This window comes from Microbacterium sp. CGR1 (assembly GCF_051062835.1).
Taxonomy (GTDB): Bacteria; Actinomycetota; Actinomycetes; order Actinomycetales; family Microbacteriaceae; genus Microbacterium.
Genome location: NZ_JAOTPG010000001.1, coordinates 461,292 through 483,449 on the forward strand (window position 1 = coordinate 461,292; position 22,158 = coordinate 483,449).

The 22,158-nt window shown below is 68.2% G+C and carries 21 protein-coding genes and 1 tRNA gene; 10 read left to right on the forward strand and 12 right to left on the reverse strand.

What is annotated here, in order from left to right:
* Positions 1 to 54 precede the first annotated feature (54 nt).
* Positions 55 to 2,568 carry an aminopeptidase N gene (pepN, locus tag OD997_RS02245; protein ID WP_434330175.1) on the forward strand — a complete coding sequence of 838 codons (2,514 nt, stop codon included), beginning with the start codon at positions 55 to 57 and terminating at the stop codon, positions 2,566 to 2,568.
* On the opposite strand, the gene OD997_RS02250 is transcribed toward pepN, so the two are convergent.
* Positions 2,535 to 3,413, reverse strand: a complete 879-nt coding sequence (locus tag OD997_RS02250; RefSeq protein WP_434330176.1) for an aminoglycoside phosphotransferase family protein — start codon at positions 3,411 to 3,413, stop codon at positions 2,535 to 2,537. The two genes, pepN and OD997_RS02250, sit on opposite strands and share 34 nt — an antisense overlap.
* Positions 3,414 to 3,415: 2 nt before the next feature.
* Positions 3,416 to 4,054, reverse strand: coding sequence for an MBL fold metallo-hydrolase (locus OD997_RS02255; RefSeq protein WP_434330177.1), 639 nt, complete (start codon positions 4,052 to 4,054; stop codon positions 3,416 to 3,418).
* A 153-nt stretch (positions 4,055 to 4,207) separates the two neighbouring features.
* Between OD997_RS02255 and OD997_RS02260 the strand changes: the two genes are divergently transcribed.
* Positions 4,208 to 4,280, forward strand: a tRNA-Glu gene (locus OD997_RS02260).
* Positions 4,281 to 4,353: 73 nt separating this feature from the next.
* Here OD997_RS02260 and OD997_RS02265 read toward each other — a convergent pair.
* From OD997_RS02265 to OD997_RS02285, 5 genes are all read right to left on the reverse strand, one after another.
* Positions 4,354 to 5,673, reverse strand: a complete 1,320-nt coding sequence (locus OD997_RS02265; RefSeq protein WP_434330178.1) for an acyltransferase family protein — start codon at positions 5,671 to 5,673, stop codon at positions 4,354 to 4,356.
* Between the two features lie 56 nt (positions 5,674 to 5,729).
* Positions 5,730 to 6,971 (reverse strand): MFS transporter, encoded by a 1,242-nt coding sequence (locus OD997_RS02270; RefSeq protein WP_434330179.1) that lies wholly within the window; start codon positions 6,969 to 6,971, stop codon positions 5,730 to 5,732.
* On the reverse strand, positions 6,968 to 7,516 hold the full coding sequence (locus OD997_RS02275; protein WP_434330180.1) for an ArsR/SmtB family transcription factor: 549 nt from the start codon (positions 7,514 to 7,516) through the stop codon (positions 6,968 to 6,970). Before OD997_RS02275 ends, OD997_RS02270 begins: the two co-directional genes overlap by 4 nt.
* A gap of 115 nt (positions 7,517 to 7,631) precedes the next feature.
* The gene (locus OD997_RS02280; RefSeq protein WP_434330181.1) at positions 7,632 to 8,726 is read right to left on the reverse strand and encodes a DUF4349 domain-containing protein; all 1,095 of its coding nucleotides are present in this window, start codon (positions 8,724 to 8,726) and stop codon (positions 7,632 to 7,634) included.
* Positions 8,723 to 9,280: an RNA polymerase sigma factor gene (locus OD997_RS02285; protein WP_434332319.1), complete on the reverse strand. Its 558-nt coding sequence runs from the start codon at positions 9,278 to 9,280 to the stop codon at positions 8,723 to 8,725. Before OD997_RS02285 ends, OD997_RS02280 begins: the two co-directional genes overlap by 4 nt.
* Positions 9,281 to 9,539: 259 nt before the next feature.
* Between OD997_RS02285 and OD997_RS02290 the strand changes: the two genes are divergently transcribed.
* Positions 9,540 to 10,544 (forward strand): TerC/Alx family metal homeostasis membrane protein, encoded by a 1,005-nt coding sequence (locus tag OD997_RS02290; RefSeq protein ID WP_434330182.1) that lies wholly within the window; start codon positions 9,540 to 9,542, stop codon positions 10,542 to 10,544.
* Positions 10,545 to 10,556: 12 nt separating this feature from the next.
* Here OD997_RS02290 and OD997_RS02295 read toward each other — a convergent pair whose 3' ends face one another.
* Positions 10,557 to 11,150, reverse strand: coding sequence for an LON peptidase substrate-binding domain-containing protein (locus OD997_RS02295; protein ID WP_434330183.1), 594 nt, complete (start codon positions 11,148 to 11,150; stop codon positions 10,557 to 10,559).
* Between the two features lie 70 nt (positions 11,151 to 11,220).
* Here OD997_RS02295 and OD997_RS02300 point away from each other — a divergent pair, with 70 nt between their 5' ends.
* A complete protein-coding gene (locus OD997_RS02300; RefSeq protein ID WP_434330184.1) occupies positions 11,221 to 11,718 on the forward strand; it encodes a DUF427 domain-containing protein in 498 nt (165 codons plus the stop codon).
* A 19-nt stretch (positions 11,719 to 11,737) separates the two neighbouring features.
* Here the strand turns inward: OD997_RS02300 and OD997_RS02305 are convergent, their stop codons facing one another.
* Together OD997_RS02305 and OD997_RS02310 are read right to left on the reverse strand one after the other, a co-directional pair.
* Positions 11,738 to 13,051 (reverse strand): LLM class flavin-dependent oxidoreductase, encoded by a 1,314-nt coding sequence (locus OD997_RS02305; protein ID WP_434330185.1) that lies wholly within the window; start codon positions 13,049 to 13,051, stop codon positions 11,738 to 11,740.
* On the reverse strand, positions 13,048 to 14,343 hold the full coding sequence (locus OD997_RS02310) for an O-acetylhomoserine aminocarboxypropyltransferase/cysteine synthase family protein (RefSeq protein WP_434330186.1): 1,296 nt from the start codon (positions 14,341 to 14,343) through the stop codon (positions 13,048 to 13,050). The genes OD997_RS02305 and OD997_RS02310 overlap by 4 nt, the downstream gene beginning before the upstream one ends.
* Positions 14,344 to 14,530: 187 nt before the next feature.
* On the opposite strand from OD997_RS02310, the gene leuC reads away from it, so the two are divergent.
* The 6 genes from leuC to OD997_RS02340 all read left to right on the forward strand — a co-directional run bounded on the left by leuC (position 14,531) and on the right by OD997_RS02340 (position 20,889).
* Positions 14,531 to 15,982 carry a 3-isopropylmalate dehydratase large subunit gene (gene leuC / locus OD997_RS02315; RefSeq protein ID WP_434330187.1) on the forward strand — a complete coding sequence of 484 codons (1,452 nt, stop codon included), beginning with the start codon at positions 14,531 to 14,533 and terminating at the stop codon, positions 15,980 to 15,982.
* A 2-nt stretch (positions 15,983 to 15,984) separates the two neighbouring features.
* A complete protein-coding gene (leuD, locus tag OD997_RS02320) occupies positions 15,985 to 16,584 on the forward strand; it encodes a 3-isopropylmalate dehydratase small subunit (RefSeq protein WP_434330188.1) in 600 nt (199 codons plus the stop codon).
* A 65-nt stretch (positions 16,585 to 16,649) separates the two neighbouring features.
* Positions 16,650 to 18,017 carry a UDP-N-acetylglucosamine 1-carboxyvinyltransferase gene (gene murA, locus OD997_RS02325; RefSeq protein ID WP_056307987.1) on the forward strand — a complete coding sequence of 456 codons (1,368 nt, stop codon included), beginning with the start codon at positions 16,650 to 16,652 and terminating at the stop codon, positions 18,015 to 18,017.
* 5 nt (positions 18,018 to 18,022) lie between these two features.
* Positions 18,023 to 18,778: a lysophospholipid acyltransferase family protein gene (locus OD997_RS02330; protein WP_434330189.1), complete on the forward strand. Its 756-nt coding sequence runs from the start codon at positions 18,023 to 18,025 to the stop codon at positions 18,776 to 18,778.
* Positions 18,768 to 19,901 (forward strand): NAD(P)H-dependent glycerol-3-phosphate dehydrogenase, encoded by a 1,134-nt coding sequence (locus OD997_RS02335; RefSeq protein WP_056307985.1) that lies wholly within the window; start codon positions 18,768 to 18,770, stop codon positions 19,899 to 19,901. Before OD997_RS02330 ends, OD997_RS02335 begins: the two co-directional genes overlap by 11 nt.
* A complete protein-coding gene (locus OD997_RS02340) occupies positions 19,807 to 20,889 on the forward strand; it encodes a D-alanine--D-alanine ligase family protein (protein WP_434330190.1) in 1,083 nt (360 codons plus the stop codon). The genes OD997_RS02335 and OD997_RS02340 overlap by 95 nt, the downstream gene beginning before the upstream one ends.
* A 50-nt stretch (positions 20,890 to 20,939) precedes the next feature.
* Here the strand turns inward: OD997_RS02340 and OD997_RS02345 are convergent, their stop codons facing one another.
* The gene (locus tag OD997_RS02345; RefSeq protein ID WP_434330191.1) at positions 20,940 to 21,578 is read right to left on the reverse strand and encodes a hypothetical protein; all 639 of its coding nucleotides are present in this window, start codon (positions 21,576 to 21,578) and stop codon (positions 20,940 to 20,942) included.
* A 77-nt stretch (positions 21,579 to 21,655) separates the two neighbouring features.
* The gene (locus tag OD997_RS02350) at positions 21,656 to 22,150 is read right to left on the reverse strand and encodes a DUF3515 family protein (RefSeq protein ID WP_434330192.1); all 495 of its coding nucleotides are present in this window, start codon (positions 22,148 to 22,150) and stop codon (positions 21,656 to 21,658) included.
* Positions 22,151 to 22,158: the final 8 nt, after the last annotated feature.

Sequence of the window (22,158 nt, forward strand, 5' to 3'; positions counted from 1 at the left end):
AACGCAGGCGCGGGGTGGGCCATGAGCTTCGGCGTCGGATGAAAGGATGGAGACATGCACACCGCCAACCTCACGCGAGAGGAGACCGCGGCGCGATCCGCCGCCATCTCCGTTCGCAGCATCCGCGTCGAACTCGATCTGACCGGAGCGCCCGAGCGGAATCGCAGTGGGTTCCCGACGGTCACGACGCTCGAATTCGCATCGACGACCTCGTCGACCTGGCTCGACTTCATCGGCGAGAGCGTGGAGCGGCTCGTCGTCAACGGCGTCGACCAGGAGATCGTCTACGACGGCGCCCGGATCGCCCTGCGAGGCCTCGCGGATGTGAACACGGTCCGAGTCGAGGCGGTCGGGGTCTACAGTCGGTCGGGCGAGGGGCTGCACCGCTTCCACGATCCCGTCGATGAGCGCACCTACCTCTACACGCAGTACGAGCCCGCAGACTCGCGGCGTGTCATGGCGTGCTTCGAGCAGCCGGACATCAAGGCTCCCTACACGTTCGTGATCGATGCGCCGGCGGGGTGGGAGCTTCTCTCGAACCAGTCCGCCGCGGCCGTCGACGTCGGTGTCGGCGTGCAGCGCGTCGAGTTCGCCCCGACGCTGCCGATCTCGAGCTACATCACCGCCGTCGCCGCGGGGCCCTATGCCCGCGTCGACGGCGAGTGGCGGCGCGACGATCAGCACATCGCGCTGGGCGTGTTCGTGCGGCAGTCACTGGCGCAGTATCTGGAGTCGGATGAGATCCTCGAGGTCACGCGTCAGGGTCTGGACTTCTTCACGGATGCCTTCGCGTACCCGTATCCGTGGGGAAAGTACGACCAGATCTTCGTCCCCGAGTACAACCTCGGCGCGATGGAGAACCCGGGGCTCGTCACCTTCACCGAGGCGTACCTCTCGCGGGGCGCCGCGACGGATGCCCAGCGGGCGGCTCGCGCGAACACGATCCTGCACGAGATGGCCCACATGTGGTTCGGCGACCTCGTGACGATGAAGTGGTGGGATGACCTGTGGCTCAAGGAGTCCTTCGCCGACTACATGGGTTCGCACGCGTCCGCGGTCGCGACGCGCTTCCACGACGCGTGGGTGAAGTTCGCCGCCAACCGCAAGGCCTGGGCGTACCAGCAGGACCAGTTGCCGACGACCCATCCGATCGTCGCGGACATCACCGACCTCGAAGCGGCCAAACTGAACTTCGACGGGATCACGTACGCCAAGGGCGCAGCCGTGCTCAAGCAGCTGGTGGCCTTCGTCGGCGATGACGCGTTCTTCGACGGTGCTCGCAGGTACTTCGCGCAGAACGCGTTCGGGAACACGACGCTCGACGACTTCCTCGTGCAGCTCAGCGCGGTCTCGGGTCGCGACATGTCCGAGTGGTCGCGCGCCTGGCTGCAGACCACGGGAGTCTCGACGCTCTGGATCGAGAAGGATGCAGATGGAGCATCCGTGCTCGTGCAGTCCGATCCGCGCCCTCATCGCCTGCGCATCGGACTGTACGACGACATCGACGGCCGCGTCGTGCGCCGTGACCAGATCGCGCTCGACATCCACGACGAGCGCACTCCGGTGGAGCTGCCCGACGCTGCCCTCGTACTGCTCAACGACGATGACCTCACCTACGCCAAGGTGCGCCTCGATGAGGCATCGCTGACGACCGTGCAGAACTCGCTCTCCGCCGTCGAAGATCCGCTCGCGCGAGCCGTCATCTGGTCGTCTCTCTGGAACGCCACCAGGGACGGAGAGCTCGCGGCGACCCGGTACACGTCGATCGTCCGTGCGCATGCGCCTGGTGAGTCGAACATCGGTCTCCTGAGCGGCGTGCTCGCGAACGCGCTCTTCGCGATCCGGCACTACGTCGCCGAGGAGAACCGGGCGCACGAGCAGAGGCAGTGGGTGGAGGCGGCATGGAGCGCGCTCCAGTCAGCGGATTCCGGCAGCGATGGGCAGCTCTCGTGGGCACGCGCTCTCGCGGCGGCATCCGCCTTCGATGACGCACGCGCCAACGACATCCGCGCGATCCTCGACGGAGAGACGCCCGACGGGCTCGTCGTCGACCCGGACCTCCGGTGGCAGCTGCTGACCGCTCTCGTGACGACGGGTCATGCCGGCGTGGACGAGATCACGGCGGAGCAGCAGGTCGACGACACCGGGAGCGGCCGTACCGCCGCGCGCCGTGCCCTCGCATCGATCCCGGATATCGCCGTGCGTGCCGACGCCTGGGAGCAGGCGTGGAACGACGAGTCGCTCAGCAACGATCATCTCGACGCGGTCATCAGCGGATTCCGTGCAGGCGGACGACGCGACCTGATCGCGGGCTTCGACGACGAGTACTTCGCGAGGATCGGCGACGCCTGGTCGGAGCGGAGCATCGAGCTGGCCCGGCGCCTGGTTGTGGGGCTGTTCCCGGCCGCGCCGAGCCTCGAGTCGGTGGATGCCTGGATCGCCGACAACCCCTCGGCACCTGCCGCTCTGCGACGTCTCGTCGTCGAGCAGCGCGATCATCTCGCGCGTGACCTTCGCGTGCGAGCAGCGCAGGCTCAGTCTGCGTCGAGCTCTGCGGCGGTGCTCTGACCCACGGCGAAGTGGTCGGGTCGGTCGTCGCTCTGCGTCAGCAGCACGAGCGCGATGTAGGCGGCCCACGCTCGCGCGCGCACCCAGGTCGCGTCGTCGTACCGAGAGCCTGTCGCAGCCCGGAACACCTCGCGCCCCGGGGCATCGAAGAGCATCCATGCCGACGCGAGGTCGTAGGCGGGGTCGCCGACGGTGACGTCGCCGAAGTCGATGAGCGCAGCGAGCGAGCCCTCGTGAACCAGGATGTTGCCGGGGTGGAGGTCGCCGTGGATCCAGACCTGTTCGACACTCGGCGTCGCCGCCAGCCCCGCGGCCCAGGCATCGCGCAACGCAGACCGGGGTGGGAGGGCATCGAGGCGAGGACGCATGGCCTCGTCTCGGGTGGCCAGCTCCTGACCGCGCACGGGATTGACCGGCGCATCGTCGGGGGCCGGAGCGTGCAGGGCCCGAAGCACCTCGGCGAGCCGTGGTGCCCAGGAGGAGTTCTCGACCCGCGACGATGCGAGGGCGCTCGACCCGTCGATCCAGGGGATCACCGACCACGGTCGCGGGAAGACGTCGCTCGGGGCTCCGGCGAGCACGGGGACAGGAGTACGGATGCCGAGCACCGCCAGCGCCGGCCCGATCTCGGGCAGGGCGCGTTGCTCGTTCGCGATGAGCGGCACCGCGAGAGCGCGCCTGGGCAGCCGCACGACGAGATCGGCACCCAGGCGCCACATCGCGTTGTCCCATCCTTCGGCGAAGAGCCTGAGCGGAAGATCGGCCAGCTGCGGCGCCGCGGTGCGAAGCAGCGCGCGCAGGCCGTCCTCGTCGAGCGAGTACTCGGCCGAGGGGGAGTCGGCCATGCTCAGATGTCGAGCGACTCGCCCGGCTCGAGCACCGAGAACTCGCCCCCACCCTGCTCGGTCGCCCACTGCAGTCGCTGACGGTGCATCGTCTTGCCCGCGACGGAGAGCGTCATGTCGTGCGTGCCGAACGCGCGACGCGGCTTCACGGCCAGGACGTAGTCCATCGCCTCGCCGACCTTGAGCCACGGAGCACCCAGGGGAGCGGCAAGGGTGCCGACCTCGATGCCCTCGGGGACGGCGTACGAGTCTCCGGGATAGTAGAACTCCTCGTTCACCAGAACACCGACATTGTCGACGGTCGGTAGAGACGAGTGGATCACCTCATGCGTGCCGCCGAAGAAGCGGAGGGAGAATGCTCCGACCTCCACGGTGTCGCCCGGCGCGACGACCGAGATCTCGTACCCGTCGGCCACGCGCGCGACGCCGGCCGGTGCGTAGATCGGCGTGCCCGGAGCTGCACGCAGGATGCGGTCGAGGTGCTCGGGGGTCCAGTGGTCCGGGTGCTCATGGGTGATCACCACGGCGACGAGGCCGGCCAGATCGGTCAGGGGTGCGGTGAATGAACCCGGATCGATCAGGAGGATGTCGTCCCCCTGCTGGATACGAAGAGCCGCATGTTCGAATTTCGTGACGCGCATGAGACGAGTCAACTCCTTCCGAGCCTCCCTGGCAAACGTCCGCTGGGCTGCGCCACGCCCGGGAATCGACGACGGCCCGGCTCGATTTGGCGACGCGAGAATCGTCGTGGCATACTTGAACAGTTGTCGCGGCACGGAAACGTTCCGCCAGACGGCCCCATCGTATAGCGGCCTAGTACGCTGCCCTCTCACGGCGGTAACGCGGGTTCGAATCCCGCTGGGGTCACACAACACACGAAAGCCCTCGGTTCGCCGAGGGCTTTCGTCGTATCGGCGGCGCATCGCCGCCGGCGCGGAGATCAGGCCGCGTTCCTGCGGGCCCCCGTCAGCCACAGCGCGAGAGCGGTGCACCCGAGCGCGATCGCGGCGAGCGGGAAGTCGAGGCCGTACGCGGTGATGGCGATGATCGGCGCGATGAACACCAGCACGGCGGCGATCACAGCAGCCTTCGAGGTGAACCGTGTCGGGCCCGCTGCCGGGGCCTTCTCGAACCTGATCAGCCAGAGCGACAGCGCCCAGACGGCGGCGAGGACGACGACGAGGAACAACGGTCGGGTCCACCACCAGATCGCGCTTCCCGGGGCCGGGAGCGGGAAGGGAAGTGCGAGCTGGATGCCGATGAGCACCATGATCATCGGCAGATGCCACAGGTAGATGGTCATGAGTCGTGAGCCGATCAGGAAGACCACGCCCTGGGCCGCTCGACGCCTCATGAGCGCCGTCAGGGGTGCGTGCAGCAGCGTGAGGGCGGCGGCCTGGATGACGGCGAGCATGACCATGGCTGTGGTCGGAGGCCACTGGTTTCCCAGCATGTTCCACGAGTAGCCGCCCATCGAGACGAGGCCCCAGAGCGCCGCGTAGCCGGCGCCGATGAGCAGCATCAGCTGCCACCAGCGGCGCGCCCCGAACCAGCCGTCGAACAGGAAGAACCCGATCTGCTGCGCGAACAGCCAGACGAACACGATGTTCGGGATGCCGAAGAGCTCCTGGCCGAGACCGTAGCCCGTTCCGGCGACAGGCTGGATGCCGAGGAATCCGCCGATGACGGTGAACCGGAACGTGTCCACGAGCACGGCGCCCGCCAGGAGGCCGAGAAGCACCCAGGCGCCGTATCTCTCGTGCAGTCGCATCATCGCCGGAGCGAGCGCCTGGACGATCATGTATGCGGCGAGGAACCACAGCGGAGAGCCGACGCCGATCGCGACCGTGTCGACGAGGGCGGGGTCGACGCCGATCAACCGCGTCGCGCCGAGAACGACGGCGAAGAAGACGAACAGCGGGAGCGCGGGGCGCGCGAGCCGCAGGAGACGCACGCGCACGAAGTCCTCCGCGGAGTCTCCGCGTGCCGACGCCGATCGCCATCCCGCACGGGCCGCGTATCCGCCGACGACGAAGAACAGCGGCATGATGTTCGCGATCCAGGACGCCGCAGTGAACCAGGGCTGCGCTTCGACGGTGCGCTCGATCAACAGCGTTCCATCCGGCGCTCGCCCGACGCCCGTGAACAGGATGTGCACGAAGACGACCAGGACGACGCAGACGACCCGCGCCAGATCGAGGGTGAGATCGCGACCCACAGGGACGGTGCGGGTCGGAGAATCGGTGGCGGCACTGCTCATGCCGATGACTCTAGCGGCGACGGTCGCTGTCGGACGGGAGCGTCGATGCAGCTGGGTCAGGTCGTCGGCGCGAGGGCGAGCTGCCGGAACACGCGGTTGCTCAGTGGCAGGGCCATGAGCGCCATCATCGCGCCGCCGAAGAGAGCGAAAGGTACCCAGACCGCCGTGATCGAAGCGAGCAGGCCGAACCCGGCCATGGCGAGGGGCATGAGGCAGTCGTCGCCGAGACGGGTGATCGAGCCCATACGCCCGAGGTAGGCCGTGTCGACGGTCCCGGCGAAGGTGGCGCTCAGAAGGACAGAGGCGTATCCCGCGGTCGCGCCGATGACGAAGGCCGCGGTCGCGACCGTCCAGACAGGGCCCCAGCCGAGGGCGATGATCCCGGCCCCCTGCACGGCGAGCGCCCAGAAGCCCGCGAATGCCTCCCTCCGTGGGCGCCACTTCACGACCGAGACGGCGCCGAGCGCCGCACCCAGTCCGAGCAGCGCTTCGAACAGTCCTACCGCCTGGGCGCCCCATCCCTCGTCGTGCGCGCGCAGAGCGAGGCCGATCCCCACAGCCGGACCGACAGCGAGGTTGAGTCCTGAGAGCGCGATGACGAGGGTGCGGGTCGTCGGGTGGCTGCCGAGATGGGTGAATCCGCGGGCGATGCCGTGCAGGGCGGACTCCTTCGCCGCACGGGCGAGCAGGAAGCGCGGCCGGAGCCAGATCGCGATGAAGGCGAGAACGAGACTGAATGTGAGGGCGTTGACGGCCGCGCTGCCCACGAGCCCCGTGTATGCGATGAGTACGCCGCCGATCGCCGCACCGGCCATGGTGCCGAGGCGCGATGCGGTCTGCGCGAGCGCACCGTAGGAGGGGAGGTCGCCCGGGCGCACGAGCTGGCGGGCGACGGTTCCGGCCGAAGGCTCGTAGAACGCGTCGCAGATTCCGAAGGCTATCGCCGCGAACAGCAGGACGCCGACGGTCGGTGGGGTCGCGACGACCCAGACAGCCACAGCGACAAGCACGCCGACTCGCAGCACGGTGAAGAGCATTATCACTCGCCGGGCATCGGAGCGGTCGGCGATCACACCGCCGAAGAGCAGCACGAGAGCCCGAGGAATCGTCCCTGCGGCGACGATGAGCCCGGCGATCGCGGGCGAAGCCGTCTGCACGGCAGTCCAGGCGAGAGCGATGGTCCACAGGGCATCCCCGGCGTCGGAGAGCGCCTTGACGCCGATCCAGGCGTGCACACGGTGGTCCCGCCGAAAGAGCGGAGGCTCCGTCAGCTGCACGGCGTCGACCGCGGTGGTCATGGCGTCGTCGGGAACGCGTGCGCGAAGAAGAAGATCGGCGTGCGCTCCTGCCCGTCCTCGAGGTCGACGGACGCCCGCCATTCCTCCATCGTGCGCAGAAGGCGCGCGCTCAGATCCCGGAGCTCGTCAGGAGACGCCCAGGCGGTCGTCTCGGTGTTCGAGGCGTCGTACGCGGCGTAGGCGGGGTCACCATGGCGTCGCTGCCACCGCTGAAGGCGATCGATCTGCATCCGAATGCCCTGGCGCTGTGCCTCGCGTGCCAGCAGAGCGTCGGCGGGGGAGTCGACGTAGTCCTCCGCCGACCAGGTGAGGCCGCGTCGAGCGAGCTTCCACCAGCTGGTACGACGGTCGCCGGAGGGGTCTTCGACGCGCTCGACGAGCCCGGCTCGTTCGAGCATCCTCAGGTGATGGCTGATGCTCCCGACCTGGCTCCCGAGCGATCGTGCGAGCGTGGTGACCTGCGAGGTGCCGTAGAGCAGCAGGTAGTCGTAGATGCGGCGGCGCAGAGGATGGTGCACAGCCGTGATCACCGAGATGTCTTCCATGGACGCAACGGTAGAACCGGTTCCGAGTTCCCACAAGACTTCTTGTATACCGCGGAAAACAGCGAAAGGGCCGCCACTCCCTGGGGGGGGTGGCGGCCCTTTCGGAGGATGCTCGTCAGTCCTCGGCGGACGGTTCGCCGGCTGCCCGACGAGTGCGCCGTGCGCGCCGGATGAGCCAGATCACCAGCACGACCGCTCCGGCGAGAGCGAGCCACGGCAGGATGAAGCCGACTGCCACGACCAGCGCGTTCAACGACACCACGAGGCCGTTCCACCCGGCGAGGAGGCCGTCTGCGAAGCCGGCCGGATCGGCCGTCGTCGGTGGCGTGGTGCGGGTCAGCTGCACCTGCAGGCTCGACATGGCGACCTGGTCGTCGAGAGAGGCGAGCTGCTGCTCGTAGGACTCGAGCTGCGCTTGGCGATCCGTGAGCGCGACCTCGGCCTCGATCAGCTCCGCGACCGTGCCGGTCTGCGACATCAACTCGGTGAGTCGCTGCACCGATGCCCTGGTGGCGTCCACGCGCGCACGCAGATCGATCGCCGTGGAGGTGACATCCTGCTTCGAGATCGACGAGGAGAGCACTTCGCCCGAGTCGGCGAGGTCGTCGATGACGGCGGCGAGATCGGCCGAAGGCACGCGGATGCTGATCCAGCCGTACCCGGGGTCGGTGGGCGCAGGCTCCGAGGTGCCGTCGACGGTGACGCTCTGCCCGATCTCGGTGCTCTCGACATAACCGCCGCGCGATTCGGCGAGTGCGGAGATCGCGGCGGCGGCGTCACCGATGTCCTTCACCTGGACCGTGGCGTTCGCCGTCGCGATGATCTCGCGGTCGGTGACGTCGACGGCGCCCGGCAGCAGGCTCGACGACTCCGCCGAGTCTGATGCGGCTCCGGGCGCGCTCTGATCGACGGATCCGGATCGCGAGTCCTCCAGGGCGACGCCGGCGGGCATCCCTCCGCCTTCCGCGGTGCTCATGGCGCTGCCGCCCACGATGCCCAGGATCGGGGGAGTGACCAGCACGCCCACCACGAACGCAGCAGCTATCCCGGTGCCTGTCAGCCAGCGTCGGCGGCGCGCCCGCGAGCGGGCTGCGGCGGGGGTCTCACCGGGGCGCTCGGTCGCGATCTCCGCGAACACCGCGCGCTCGATGCGGGTCACTGCAGCGTCCGAGAGCTCGGGGAGGTCGTCGGGAGTGTTCTTGTCGTTCATGCGTCGCTCGCTTCCTTCACGGCACCGCGCAGTCGGGTGCGGACTCGGGAGAGACGGTTCCGGACGATCGCGTGGCTCACGCCCAGCTCGTCGGCCGCGGCCTGGTATGCGTACCCCTCTGCGGCGCAGAGGCGGAAGATCTCGCGATCCAGATCGCTCAGGGTGCCCACCTCTGCCGCGATCCGCGTCGCCAAGGCTGCGGTGATCACCTGCTCCTCGACGCTGATCGTCGACGGGATGGTGTCGTCGACGGCATCCGTCGTGTTCGCCCGGTCTCGTCTGCGTTGTCGCAGCCGATTCGCGGCCTGGAAACGGCAGATCGTCGCGAGCCACGGCAGCAGGGACTCGCCGTGCAACTCGAGCCCCGGCAGCTTGCGCCACGCGGTGACGAATGTCTCCTGGGTCACGTCCTCGGCATCGGCGGGTGAGCCGAGCAGGCCGTGGGCGATCCAGTAGACCGGTCTGACATGTGCGCGGTACAGCTCGCGGAAGGCGCTCTCGTCACCTGTCGCGGCCTGCGCCACCCATTTCTGATCACTCGTCTGCACGGGAATCCTGTTTCCGTTCGGTGTCTCTCACCTGGGAAGTGTCGAAGGATGCCCCATCGTCTCAGATGAATCGCCGCGGTCATCCGCACATGTCACCTCAGGGGCGAGACTGGCGCTACAATCGGTGACGCGAGAGGGAGTATCCCGCAAGCGCACCCACCGTCATCACGAGCACCGTCATCGCTGCTCCGGTCGTGCGACGCATTCGTGCGTGGGAGAGACTTTCGGCTGTTTTCCGACCCCTCCCGAAAGGTGCCGAGCACCCGTGGATATTCCTGTCTGGTTCGAGATCACCTCGATGGTCGTGCTGTCGATCATCCTGATCGGCGACCTGCTCCTGATCCGACTCCGGCCGCATATCCCCTCGACCAAGGAGTCGACGCTGTGGGTCGTGTTCTACGTCGGTCTCGCGCTGCTCTTCGCGGTGCTGCTCGGGAATGTCGCGGGCTGGCGCAATGCCGGCGACTTCATCACCGGGTGGGCTCTGGAATACAGCCTCTCGATCGACAACCTGTTCGTGTTCGTGCTGATCATGGCCCAGTTCGCGGTGCCGCGACGTCTGCAGCAGCAGGTGCTGATGGTGGGCATCATCATCGCTCTCGTGCTGCGCGGGGCGTTCATCCTCGTCGGTGTGGCGGTCATCGAGCACTTCTCGCCGATCTTCTACATCTTCGGCGCCTTCCTCATCTACACCGCCATCAAGCAGGCGATGCCGGAGGGAGAGCATGAAGACGACGTCAAACGCGAGAACTTCATCGTGCGGCTGCTCCGTCGCAGGATCGACATCAGCGAGGAGTACGACGGATCGAAGCTCCGTACGACGGTCGACGGCAAGCGCATGTGGACGCCGATGGTCATCGTGTTCATCACGATCGGCGTCACCGACCTGATCTTCGCGATCGACTCGATCCCCGCGATCTTCGAGATCACGACCAACGGATTCCTCGTCTTCGCGGCGAACATCTTCGCTCTGATGGGTCTCCGTCAGCTCTACTTCCTGCTGGGGGACCTGCTCGACCGCCTGCGCTACCTGCACTACGGCATCGCGGTGATCCTCGGCTTCATCGGCATCAAGCTCATCCTGCACGCGCTTCATGAGAACGAGCTGCCGTTCATCAACGGCGGTCAGCACGTCGAATGGGTGCCCGATATCGACAACCTCGTCTCTCTCGGCGTGATCGTCGTCTCGATGACGGTCGCGACCGTGGCGAGCCTCATCGCGGCGTCGCGCGAGAAGTCGTCCGCGAAGAAGGCGGCGATCGTCGAGTAGGAGCGGAGCTGCTCACTCGGCTGACCAGAGCAGCTCGGCCTCGAGCGTGAGGTCGATGACCTGACGCAGCAACGCGCCGACGGTCGTCGACCTCAGCAGCACGTGCTGGTCGTACTCTCCGAGCGGTGCGATGGCGGCGAGCTGCCATGACGCCGCGAGCGGGTCGTCCGACAGCTCTGTCTCGGGGTCCCACGGCCCTTCGACACGAGCGAGGACGCGCCGCACGATCGCCTCGGCTTCGGTGCGCAGCAGGGTGAGCGCATCGTTCCAGATCAGCTCCGGGAGCGGCGACACCTCGGCACGCGGATAGGGCTCGTCATCCATCCACTGATCGACCGTGAAGCGCTCTGTGCCGACGGCGACGATGTGCAGCACGTCGGCATCCGCCGAGACGCTCGCCAGCCTGGCCGTCGTGCCGACGCTGCTTCGGCGATCGCCTCCGCCGACTTCGTGGCCGCGCTCGATGAGCACCACGCCGAACTGCGGATCGTCCTGGTCGAGGAGCTGTCCGATCATGGTCAGGTACCGCGGCTCGAACACTCGGAGAAGCAGCGGCGTGTGAGGAAAGAGCACCGAGCCGAGCGGGAACATGGGGAGAGCGACCATGGCCCCAGTCAACACCGCAGGTCCCCGTCTGAACAGCGCGGGATCGGGAACAGCGCCGTACAGTGAAGTCATGCGCAGACCCGACCCGATCACCCCCGCTCCCGGACAGGAGTCCGTGTGGGACTACCCCCGGCCGCCGAGGGTCGAGCGGGTGCCGGAGCGCGTCACGATCCGCTTGGGCGGTGAACTGATCGCTGACACCACGAACGCCGTGAGGGTGCTCGAGACGAGTCATCCTCCCGTGTTCTATCTGCCGATCGTCGACTTCGTCGAAGGAGCGCTCGTGGATGCTCCCGGCTCGTCCTTCTGCGAATTCAAGGGAGCCGCTCGATATCTCGATGTGCGGGGCGGAGGCCTGGTGGCAGCGGGAGCGGCCTGGAACTATCCGAACCCCACGCCCGGGTACGAGATGCTGGCGGACAGCGTCGCCGTGTACGCGGGTCCGATGGACGAGTGCACGGTCGGAGGCGAGACCGTCGTTCCGCAGCCGGGAGGATTCTACGGAGGGTGGGTGACGTCTACCGTCGTCGGTCCCTTCAAAGGCGTGCCCGGCTCCATGGGCTGGTAGTCGCTGCAGCGCCGTCCGCTCAGAACGCGCGCAGATTCGCCTGCAGCCCGCCGTCGACGTACTCACGGCGCAGGAGTCCGCGGCGCCGGAGCACCGGCACGAGCTCGTCGAGCGTGCGGTGCAGGGACACGGGGTGGAAGTCGCCCCACAGCAGCACACCGTCGTTGCCCCAGTCGCCGAGCTCTTCGATGAGGTCGGCGAACTCCTCGGCCGTTCCGACGAACCCCGAGCGGTCGGCGATGCGACCGGTTCGTGCGAGAGCCGTGAGGTGCGCGCGCAGCGGGGCATCATTCCCGCGGTCTCCGACCAGGCGCCGGATGCTGCCCTGGGAGACGTGCTCTCCGAAGATCGACAGGTCGAGCGGGCGATCGAGATCGAGAGCCGTCAGATCTGTCTCGAGATCGCTCGACTGCTTGCGAGCGATCTGCACGAGGGCCGCGTCGTCGGGATGGGCGGATGCGGCGACGAGGCGATCCGCCTCCTCCGGCGACGACGTGATGACCGGCTGGATCGCGAACAGGATGGTGATGTCGGCGGGGGAGCGGCCCGCAGCGATCGCCGCCTCATGGATCTTCGCCCGGTACGCGCGGACCGACGCTTCGTCCAGCGGCGCGAGTGCGAGCTGCACGTCGGAGTTGGCGCCCGCGAAGCCGAGACCGCGTCCGGAACCCCCGGGGGAGACGATCGCCGGTTCGCCTTCCGTGAAGGGAACCGCGTTCAGGGGGCCGTCGAACGCGAAGTGCTCTCCACGGTGTCTGACTGCGCGCAGCTTCGACCCGTCGGCGAACACGCCCGTCTCACGGTCCTGCACCAGGGCGTCCTGGCCCCAGCTCCGCCACAGCGATCGGATGCCGTCGAGCCACTCCTCGGCGCGGTCGTAGGCGGCGTCGTGGCCGAGCTGGTCCGCGGCGGAGAAGTGACGCGCGCTCCCGGTGTCGGTGACGACGTTGAGTCCGAGCCGGTGGTCGCTGAGGTGCTGCAGCGTGGAGAACTGCCTGGCCGCGGTGTAGGGCAGATAGGCCGCGGGGTTGACGGTCGGCACGACCCCGAGATGCCGGGTGGCCTGGAAGAGGTAGGGGGCGAGCAGGAGCGGATCGTGCTTCGGACCGCCGAACGCGTGCCGCACGCGCAGATCGATCGTCTCCGCGGAACCGAGAGAGGGCGCATCCTCGATGATGACGAGGTCGAAACCGGCCTGCTCCAGCGTGCGAGCGGCCTCCTGATAGATCTCGGGACGGGTCCAGTCGTAGTCCCAGTCCAGCGACGGGTATCCCCATCCCTGCGGTCCGAAGCCGCGCGCCAGGAACCAGCCGAAGTGCTGGGGCCTGCTCATGCGACGGCCTCCCGTGCGGGCTCGAGCACCCGGGTGAGGTCCGAGATGAGGTCGGCGACGTCCTCGATGCCGATCGAGAGGCGCAGGGTCCCGGGCCGGACGCCCAGGAGATCCCGCTCTTCCTGCGTGCGGTGCGCGTGGCTCGTCGTCCCGGGATGCAACACGAGCGAGCGCACATCGCCGATGTGCGTCATGTGCGTGAAGACATCGACGCTCTCGACGAGGTCCCGTGCCGCGTCGAGTCCGCCGCGAAGGGTGAACGTGAAGATCGAGCCGTACCCGCCGTGGAGGTACTTCTGAGCGAGTGCGTGGTCGGGGTGGGTCTCGAGGCCCACGTAGTCGACGCTCTCGACCGCATCCTGCGCCGCCAGCCACCGGGCGACCTCGAGGGCGTTGCGGGACTGGCGCTCGACCCGCAGACCGAGCGTCTCGGCGCCCTGCCCGATCAGGAAGGCGTTGAGAGGAGACGGCGACGCTCCGAAGCGGGGTGCGACGGATTCGCGCGCATAGGCGATCCGCGCCTTCCCGCCGTGCCGGGACGCGACGCTCGGAAAGCCGCCGCGGCCGGGGAGAACCAGGTGCGGCGCGTTGTGGCCGGCCTTCTCGGCGTCGAAGCGCCCGTCGTCGATGACGACCCCGCCGAGCACGGAACCATGGCCGGCGAGGAACTTCGACGCGGAGTGCACCACGATCGCGGCACCATGCTCCAGCGGGCGGACGAGGAACGGCGTGGCGAGCGTGTTGTCGACGATGAGCGGGATCGCCGCGTCGTCGGCGACGGCGCTCACCGCCGCGATGTCGAGGATGTCGTTCCGGGCGTTCGCGATCGACTCGGCGAACAGCGCCCGGGTGTTCGGACGGATGGCCTGCCGCCATGCCTCGGGGTTCCCGATGTCGTCGATGAAGGTGGCGTCGATGCCGAGGCGGGCGAGGTTGTCGAGCAGGAGCCCGCGGGTCCCCTCGTAGATGTGCGTAGACGAGACGATGTGGTCGCCTGCTCCTGCCACCGTCAGGAGGGCGGTGACGACCGCCGCCTGGCCGCTGGCGACGAGAACTGCGTCCGCTCCCGACTCGAGCGCGGCGAGCTGGCGCTCGACCGCATGGATCGTGGGATTGCCGGTGCGGGTGTACCCGAAGCCCGCGCCCGTGCCGAAGTGGTTCGCCGCCTGGTCGAAGTCGTCGAACTCGAAGCCCGCCGTCAGGTAGATGGGGGTCGCCCGAGAAGAGGCGGCACCCTGATTCCTGGCGGCGTGGACGGCCCTGGTGGCGAAGCCGGTGGTGTCGTCGGTCATGCGGGTGCCTCTCGAAGGTGCGGGTGACAGTAGCGTGTCACGCGGCGACTCCCCCCGCTGAAGCGGTGGTAATCTGACGTCATGCGGATCGTGCTCCTTCTTAGCGGCCGCGACGAGACCTCGTTCTGAGCCCCTCCTCGTCGCGGAGTCCAACGTGGGCCGACCCGCCAGCTTCAGGAGAAAAGCAATGAACATGCCCGCAGCAGACTCTGCTCCCGCACGCCGCAGGACCCTCGCCGAGAAGGTCTGGGACGACCACCTCGTCGTCAAGGGCGAGAACGGCGAGCCGGACCTCATCTACATCGACCTGCATCTCGTGCACGAGGTGACGAGCCCGCAGGCCTTCGACGGCTTGCGCTCCGAGGGGCGCCCGCTGCGCCGACTCGATCTCACGATCGCCACCGAAGACCACAACACCCCGACGTGGGACATCGACAAGCCCATCGCCGATCTCACCAGTCGCACGCAGATCGAGACGCTGCGCCGCAACGCCGCCGAGTTCGGCGTGCGTCTGCACTCGCTCGGCGACGCCGAGCAGGGCATCGTTCACGTCGTCGGCCCGCAGCTCGGACTCACGATGCCCGGCATCACCGTGGTCTGCGGAGACTCGCACACGTCCACCCACGGCGCTTTCGGAGCCATGGCGTTCGGCATCGGCACGAGCGAGGTCGAGCACGTGATGGCGACCCAGACGCTGCCGCTGAAGCCGTTCAAGACGATGGCGATCAACGTCGAGGGCACTCTGCGCCCCGGCGTCACGGCGAAGGACATCATCCTCGCGGTCATCGCGAAGATCACCACCGGCGGCGGCCAGGGCTACGTCTTGGAGTTCCGCGGCAGTGCGATCCGCGCGCTGTCGATGGAGGGCCGGATGACGATCTGCAACATGTCGATCGAGGCCGGTGCCCGCGCGGGTATGGTCGCCCCCGACGAGACGACGTTCGAGTACTTGAAGGGTCGCCCGCACGCCCCCAAGGGTCAGGACTGGGACGACGCGGTCGCCTACTGGCGCACGCTCCCCACCGACGAGGGCGCGACGTTCGACGCCGAGGTGTTCATCGACGCCGACGAGCTCGAGCCGTTCGTCACCTGGGGGACGAACCCGGGCCAGGGCAGCTCGCTGTCGGCATCCGTACCCGACCCCGCCGAGATCGCAGACGCGAACGAGCGCGCGGCAGCCGAGCGGGCACTCGAGTACATGGCACTGACACCGGGCACGCCGCTCAAAGAGGTGCCGGTGGATGCCGTCTTCATGGGCTCGTGCACGAACAGCCGCATCGAGGATCTCCGCGCCTTCGCATCGATCGTCGAAGGCAAGAAGAAGGCCGACGGAGTGCGCGTGATGGTCGTTCCCGGCTCCGCCCGGGTGCGGTTGGAGGCGGAGGCCGAAGGGCTCGACAAGATCATCAAGGACTTCGGCGCGGAGTGGCGATTCGCCGGCTGCTCGATGTGCCTCGGGATGAATCCCGACCAGCTCGCTCCGGGCGAGCGCTGCGCGTCGACCTCCAACCGCAACTTCGAGGGTCGACAGGGCAAGGGCGGACGCACGCACCTGGTCTCCCCGCTCGTCGCGGCCGCGACCGCGATCCGCGGCACCCTTTCGAGCCCCAGCGACCTGAACGAGATGGCGGAGGTCTGACCATGGAGAAGTTCACCACCCACACCGGAATCGCCGCTCCGCTGAAGCGGTCGAACGTCGACACCGACCAGATCATCCCCGCGGTGTTCCTCAAGCGGGTCACCAAGACCGGGTTCGAGGACGCACTGTTCCACGGCTGGCGTCAGGATCCGGAGTTCGTGCTCAACCAGGCCGCCTTCCAGGGGGCATCCGTCCTGGTCGCAGGCCCCGATTTCGGCACGGGATCGAGCCGCGAGCATGCCGTCTGGGCGTTGCGCGACTTCGGCTTCGCGGTGGTCCTGAGCCCGCGTTTCGCGGATATCTTCCGGGGCAACTCGGGCAAGCAAGGGCTCCTCGCCGCGACGATCTCCGAAGAGGATCTCGAGCGGATCTGGGCCGAGATCGACCGGAATCCCGGGGCATCCATCACCGTCGACCTCGAGGCGCGCACCGCGTCGATCGGTGAGATCCAGGCTGACATCGGGATCGACGATTACACTAGATGGCGGCTCCTCGAAGGGCTCGATGACATCGGGCTCACGCTGCGCAACGAAGACAAGATCGCGCAGTTCGAGGCCCGTCGCGAGTCGTGGCGGCCCCGGACCCTTCCCGTTCAGCAGTGAACGGCGAGGCGGGGGAGCCGAGGGCGACCCCGCCCCGAATTCCGTTGAATGAAGTGAGGCTCCGAATGACGACACCTGTGCGCGACGCTCTTCCGGACGGAGTTCCCCCACTCACCGGAGACGTCCTCGCCATTCGCGGAGGGCGCCCGCTGCGCGGCCGCGTCGACGTCAAGGGCGCGAAGAACCTCGCGACCAAGGCGATGGTGGCCTCGCTGCTCGGTGAGACCGTCAGCGTGCTGCGCGACGTCCCGGCCATCAGCGACGTCGCGGTCGTCCGCTCGCTGCTCGAGGTCCACGGCGTGCGCGTCTCGGATGGCGATGAGCCCGGTGCTCTCGTCTTCGACCCGAGCGACGTCGAATCTGCCCACTTCGAGGAGATCGACGCCCACGCCGGCGCCTCCCGCATCCCGATCCTCTTCTGCGGACCGCTGCTGCATCGTCTCGGCCAGGCTTTCATCCCCGATCTCGGCGGCTGCCGCATCGGCGACCGTCCGATCGACTTCCATCTCGATGCGCTCCGCAAGTTCGGCGCCATCGTCGAGAAGCTCCCGAGCGGCATCCGCCTCTCGACCGGCGGAGCCCGCCTGCACGGAGCCAACATCCACCTCCCGTACCCGAGCGTCGGAGCGACCGAGCAGGTGCTGCTCACCGCCGTCCGCGCCGAGGGCACCACGGAGCTGCGGAACGCCGCCATCGAGCCGGAGATCATGGACCTGATCGCGGTCCTGCAGAAGATGGGCGCGATCATCTCGTACGAGCCGAACCGCGTCATCCTCATCGAGGGCGTCGAGACGCTTCGCGGGTACGACCACCGGTCGATCTTCGACCGCAACGAGGCCGCGTCCTGGGCATCGGCCGCGCTGGCGACCGACGGCGAGATCTTCGTCGGCGGAGCGAAGCAGCAGGAGATGCTCACGTTCCTCAACGTGTTCCGCAAGGCGGGCGGATGGTTCGACATCCAGGAGGACGGGATCCTGTTCCGCCGGGATGGTGAGCTCAAGCCCGTCATCGTCGAGACCGACGTGCACCCCGGATTCATGACCGACTGGCAGCAGCCTCTCGTCGTGGCGCTCACCCAGGCCAAGGGGCGCTCGGTCGTGCACGAGACGGTCTATGAGAACCGTCTCGGATTCACCGAGGCTCTCGTCAAGATGGGCGCCGACATCGTCGTGCACCCACGCGGGCTGCAGGACGGCGCTCGTCGCGTCCCGCGCCGGGACCTCGAACAGGCCGCTGTCATCACCGGACCGACTCCGCTGCACGCCGCAGACATCGTCGTGCCCGATCTGCGGGGCGGTTACAGCCACGTGATCGCGGCGCTGACCGCCGAGGGCGAGTCGAGGGTGTCCGGAGTCGACATCCTCAGCCGCGGGTACGAGAAGTTCCTCGCCAAGCTCGATGCCGTGGGTGCCGACTTCGACGTCATCCGGTGACGCCGATGGGTTCCCGTTCGACGGAGACCACGCGGCCGAGCTTCTTCTGGCCCGTCGCGGCGATTGCCGTGCCCTTGATCTCGCTGGTGGCGAAGGTGCGGATCACGGGGGCCGAGAAGCTTCCGCGTGACGGTGCCTACGTGCTCGCACCGAACCATTATTCGGAGTTCGATCCTCTGGTCGTCGCCCTCGCGGTGTGGCGCATCGGTCGTGCTCCGCGATTCATGGCGAAGGAGAGCCTGTTCAAGGTCCCCGTGCTCGGGTGGGTGCTGCGGAGCACCGGGATGATCCCGGTGGCACGCTCGTCTTCGGCATCCGCTGCGAAGCAGACGCTGAAGCAGTCGGCCGAGCTCGTCGAACACGGTCGCGGTGTGATCGTGTACCCGGAGGGCACGCTCACCCGCGATCCCGATCTCTGGCCCATGCGGGGCAAGTCCGGCGCGGTCCGGCTCGCTCTCGCCGACGGCATCCCGCTGATCCCGATGGCGCACTGGGGCACTCAGGAGATCATGGGGCGCTACCAGAAGGGGCTGAGCCTCTGGCCGCTGCGCAAGCCCGTCGATGTGATCATCGGCGATCCCGTCGACGTCTCCGACCTGCGGGGACGGGCGGGCGAGGCATCGGCGCTGAACGAGGCGACGAACCGACTGATGAACGCCATCACGGCGCTTCTCGAAGATCTGCGAGACGAAAAGGCGCCCGCCGAGCGCTGGAATCCCTCGACTCACGGACAGAAGGAGACGGGTCGCCTTGACTCCTAAACGCAACGTCGCCACGGGCCCGCGGGTCGCCGTCATCGGCGCAGGCAGCTGGGGCACCACATTCGGCAAGATCCTCGCCGACGGCGGGGCGCAGGTCACGATGTGGGCGCGCCGTGCCGAACTCGCCCATGAGATCGACGAGGCCAAGCGGAACTCGCGCTATCTGCCCGGGATCAACCTGCCTCGGACGATGGCGGCGACGCACGAGCTCGCGATCGCCATGCGCGACGTCGATCAGGTCTACCTCTCGGTGCCGAGTCAGTCGCTGCGCGAGAACCTGAAGGCTCTGCGCCCGCTGCTCGACGACAGCGACACCAAGATCGTCAGCCTGATGAAGGGCGTCGAACGCACCACCGGTCTCCGCATGAGCCAGGTGATCGAACAGGAGCTGCGCTGCGACCCCGACCGCATCGCCGTCGCATCGGGACCGAACCTCGCCCTCGAGATCGCCCGTGAGCAGCCGACGGCCGCCGTGATCTCGTCGCGCAGCCAGGAGACGGCCGAAGAGGTGGCGAGAGCCGCGCGCAACAGCTACTTCCGCACCTTCGTGAACACCGACGTGATCGGCACGGAGTTCGGTGGGGTGCTGAAGAACCTCATCGCCGTGGCGATCGGGATCGTCGACGGCGTCGGGTACGGCGAGAACACGAAGGCATCGATCATCACGCGCGGTCTCGTCGAGATGACCGACTTCGCGGTCGCGAACGGCGCCCACCCCGAGACCCTGCAGGGCCTCGCGGGCCTCGGCGACCTCATCGCGACCTGCCAGTCGCCGCTCAGCCGCAACAACACCGCCGGGCGCCTGCTCGGTCAGGGATACAGCTTCCAGGATGTCGTGAAGCAGATGCAGCAGACCGCCGAGGGCCTCGCGTCCGTCGCGCCGGTGCTGCAGCTCGCCCGCGAGTCCGAAGTGGACATGCCCATCGTCGAACAGGTGAAGATGGTGCTCGACGGGAAGATGAACCCGCGCGACATCGCACCCCACCTGACGACGGACGACGACACCCCCCAGGGTGAGAGGACCAACCATGGACAAGCAGACGGTGGTGGTGCTCTTCGGAGGGCGCTCCAGCGAGCATTCGATCAGTTCCGCAACGGCGGGCGGAGTGCTGGGCGCGATTGACCGCGACCGCTACGCGGTGATCCCCGTGGGGATCACCCGCGAGGGCGCGTTCGTCCTCGAAGACGACGATCCCGCGAAGTTCCCTCTGGATGCCGCCCACCTTCCCGAGGTGGCGGACAACGGGAGTCGCGTGCTCTGGCCCGAGCCGGGAGGCGACCGGACGCTGCGTGTGGTGCGCCCCGACGGCGGAACCGAGAGCTTCGGCGAGATCGACATCGTGCTGCCCATCCTGCACGGTCCGCACGGCGAGGACGGCACGATCCAGGGGTATTTCGACACGCTCGAGGTTCCCTACGCCGGCGGCGGCGTGCTCGACTCCGCCCTGTGCATGGACAAGCACTTCATGAAGATCGCCCTGCGCGCCGCCGGTCTCTCGGTGGCTGCGGGGCTGACGGTTCGTGCGCGGCAGTGGGCGCAGGACGCCTCTGCCGTCCGGGCATCTGCCGCGGAGCTCGGGCTGCCGCTGTTCGTCAAGCCGGCGAGGGCAGGGTCGAGTGTCGGCGTCTCGAAGGTCGAAAAGTCCGACGAGCTCGATGCCGCTCTTGCGATCGCTTTCGCAGAGGACGACAAGGTCCTGATCGAGACCGGCGTGGTCGGCCGCGAGATCGAGGTCGCTGTGCTCGAGGGCGCAGATGGCGTGCGTGCATCGCTCCCGGGAGAGATCGTGCTCACCTCGCGCGGATTCTATGACTTCGAGGGCAAGTACCTCGGTGGCGACGGTGTCGATGTGGTCTGCCCCGCCGAGCTCGAGGAGTCCGAGATCGCCGCGATCCAGGACGCCGCGATCCGCGCGTTCGAGGCCGTGGACGGCCGTGGCCTTGCCCGGGTGGACATGTTCCTCACATCTACGGGTGAACTCGTCGTCAACGAGCTGAACACCATGCCGGGGTTCACGCCGATCTCGATGTTCCCGAAGTGCTGGGTCGCGTCGGGCCTCAGCTACGGCGACCTGATCTCCGAGCTGATCGAGGCAGGGCTCCGCCGCTGACCTTCAGCGTGCGGTCGTCAGCGGCCACGCTGCGTGCGGAGCCGCGTCGACTAGCCGGCGTGCGGGGGCTGGGGAGGGTACGTGCCGTTCGTCGGCGCAGCCAAGCCCGCTTGCGGCGGGTACGCGTAGGAGCCGGTCGCCGCGTGGCCGGTCGCTGCGACCTGGGCGGTCCGGTCGAGCGCTGTCGGAGCGGGCGCCGCTCGATGGATCAGGGCCACGACGAGCGCGGCCAGCCATCCCCAGGTCAGTGCCCACGACACGCCTGCCGTGGCGATCTGGTAGTACTGCGTCATCGCGTACTCCGCCTGGTCCGTCGGCAGTCTCAGCGCGATGATCACGAGTGGCGCGCGCACGGCCCCGGCGATGGCTGCTGCGACGATCACTGCACCCCAGGTGCCGAAGAACACGGCGGCGCTTCGGCCGGGCAGAGCCGCGCGCGCGACGGCGCGGACGAAGAGCCAGGTCAGTCCGGTGAGCACGAGGAGTGCGACGAACATCGCGACGAGCGCCATGGGCTGCGCGTTCGGTCGCAGCGCGAAGCCGATGGGATCCTGCAGGACGAACACGCGAGGGACGTTCGGGAGCCCCCACAGCAGGGTGAGATAGGTGATGAAGCTGCTCAGCAGCGCCCCCACCCCGACCAGGATCGCTGCGACGATGGAGGTTCTGCGTGCGGGGTTGGGGTTCATGCGGCGAGTCTAGGGGCCTCGCGGCAGTGCCAGAGCGGCACGCTCCGCGCGTCGTCTGTTCGGCCGGTGGAGTCCGCTCAGCCCTCGGCGGACTCGTCGGCGGTGGGAACCCGGTCCGTGCAACGCGCGGTGGCGGGCTCGAGACCGGACTGGATGCTGGTGGAGAGACTCTCGACCACGGTGCGGAAGTCGATCTCCTCACCGCGCCGGATGATCACCTCGACTGCGGGGTCGCGACCGTAGGTCACCAGCCGCTGGCGTTCCTCTTCCTGGTCGAGGACGAGCCAGTCGACGCTCCCGATCGTGGTGCACACTTCAGTGGACGGCGCAGGGGGCTCGACGCCGCAGCGGAGCACGACGGTCGGGTCTCCCCAAGCCCCGGTCGCCTGGGCATCGGTCCAGACACGGTCGAGGTCACCGACGGCGTCCGGGAGCAGCACGGAGACCTCGGCGCACGCGGGGTTGTTCGCATCGTCGGCCGGTTCCAGATGGACGGTGGTGGAGCATCCGGAGAGAGCCGCGACAAGGGCCAGCGAGCCCGCGACGACGGCGAGACGGCGAGAACGGGGCATGCTTCCAG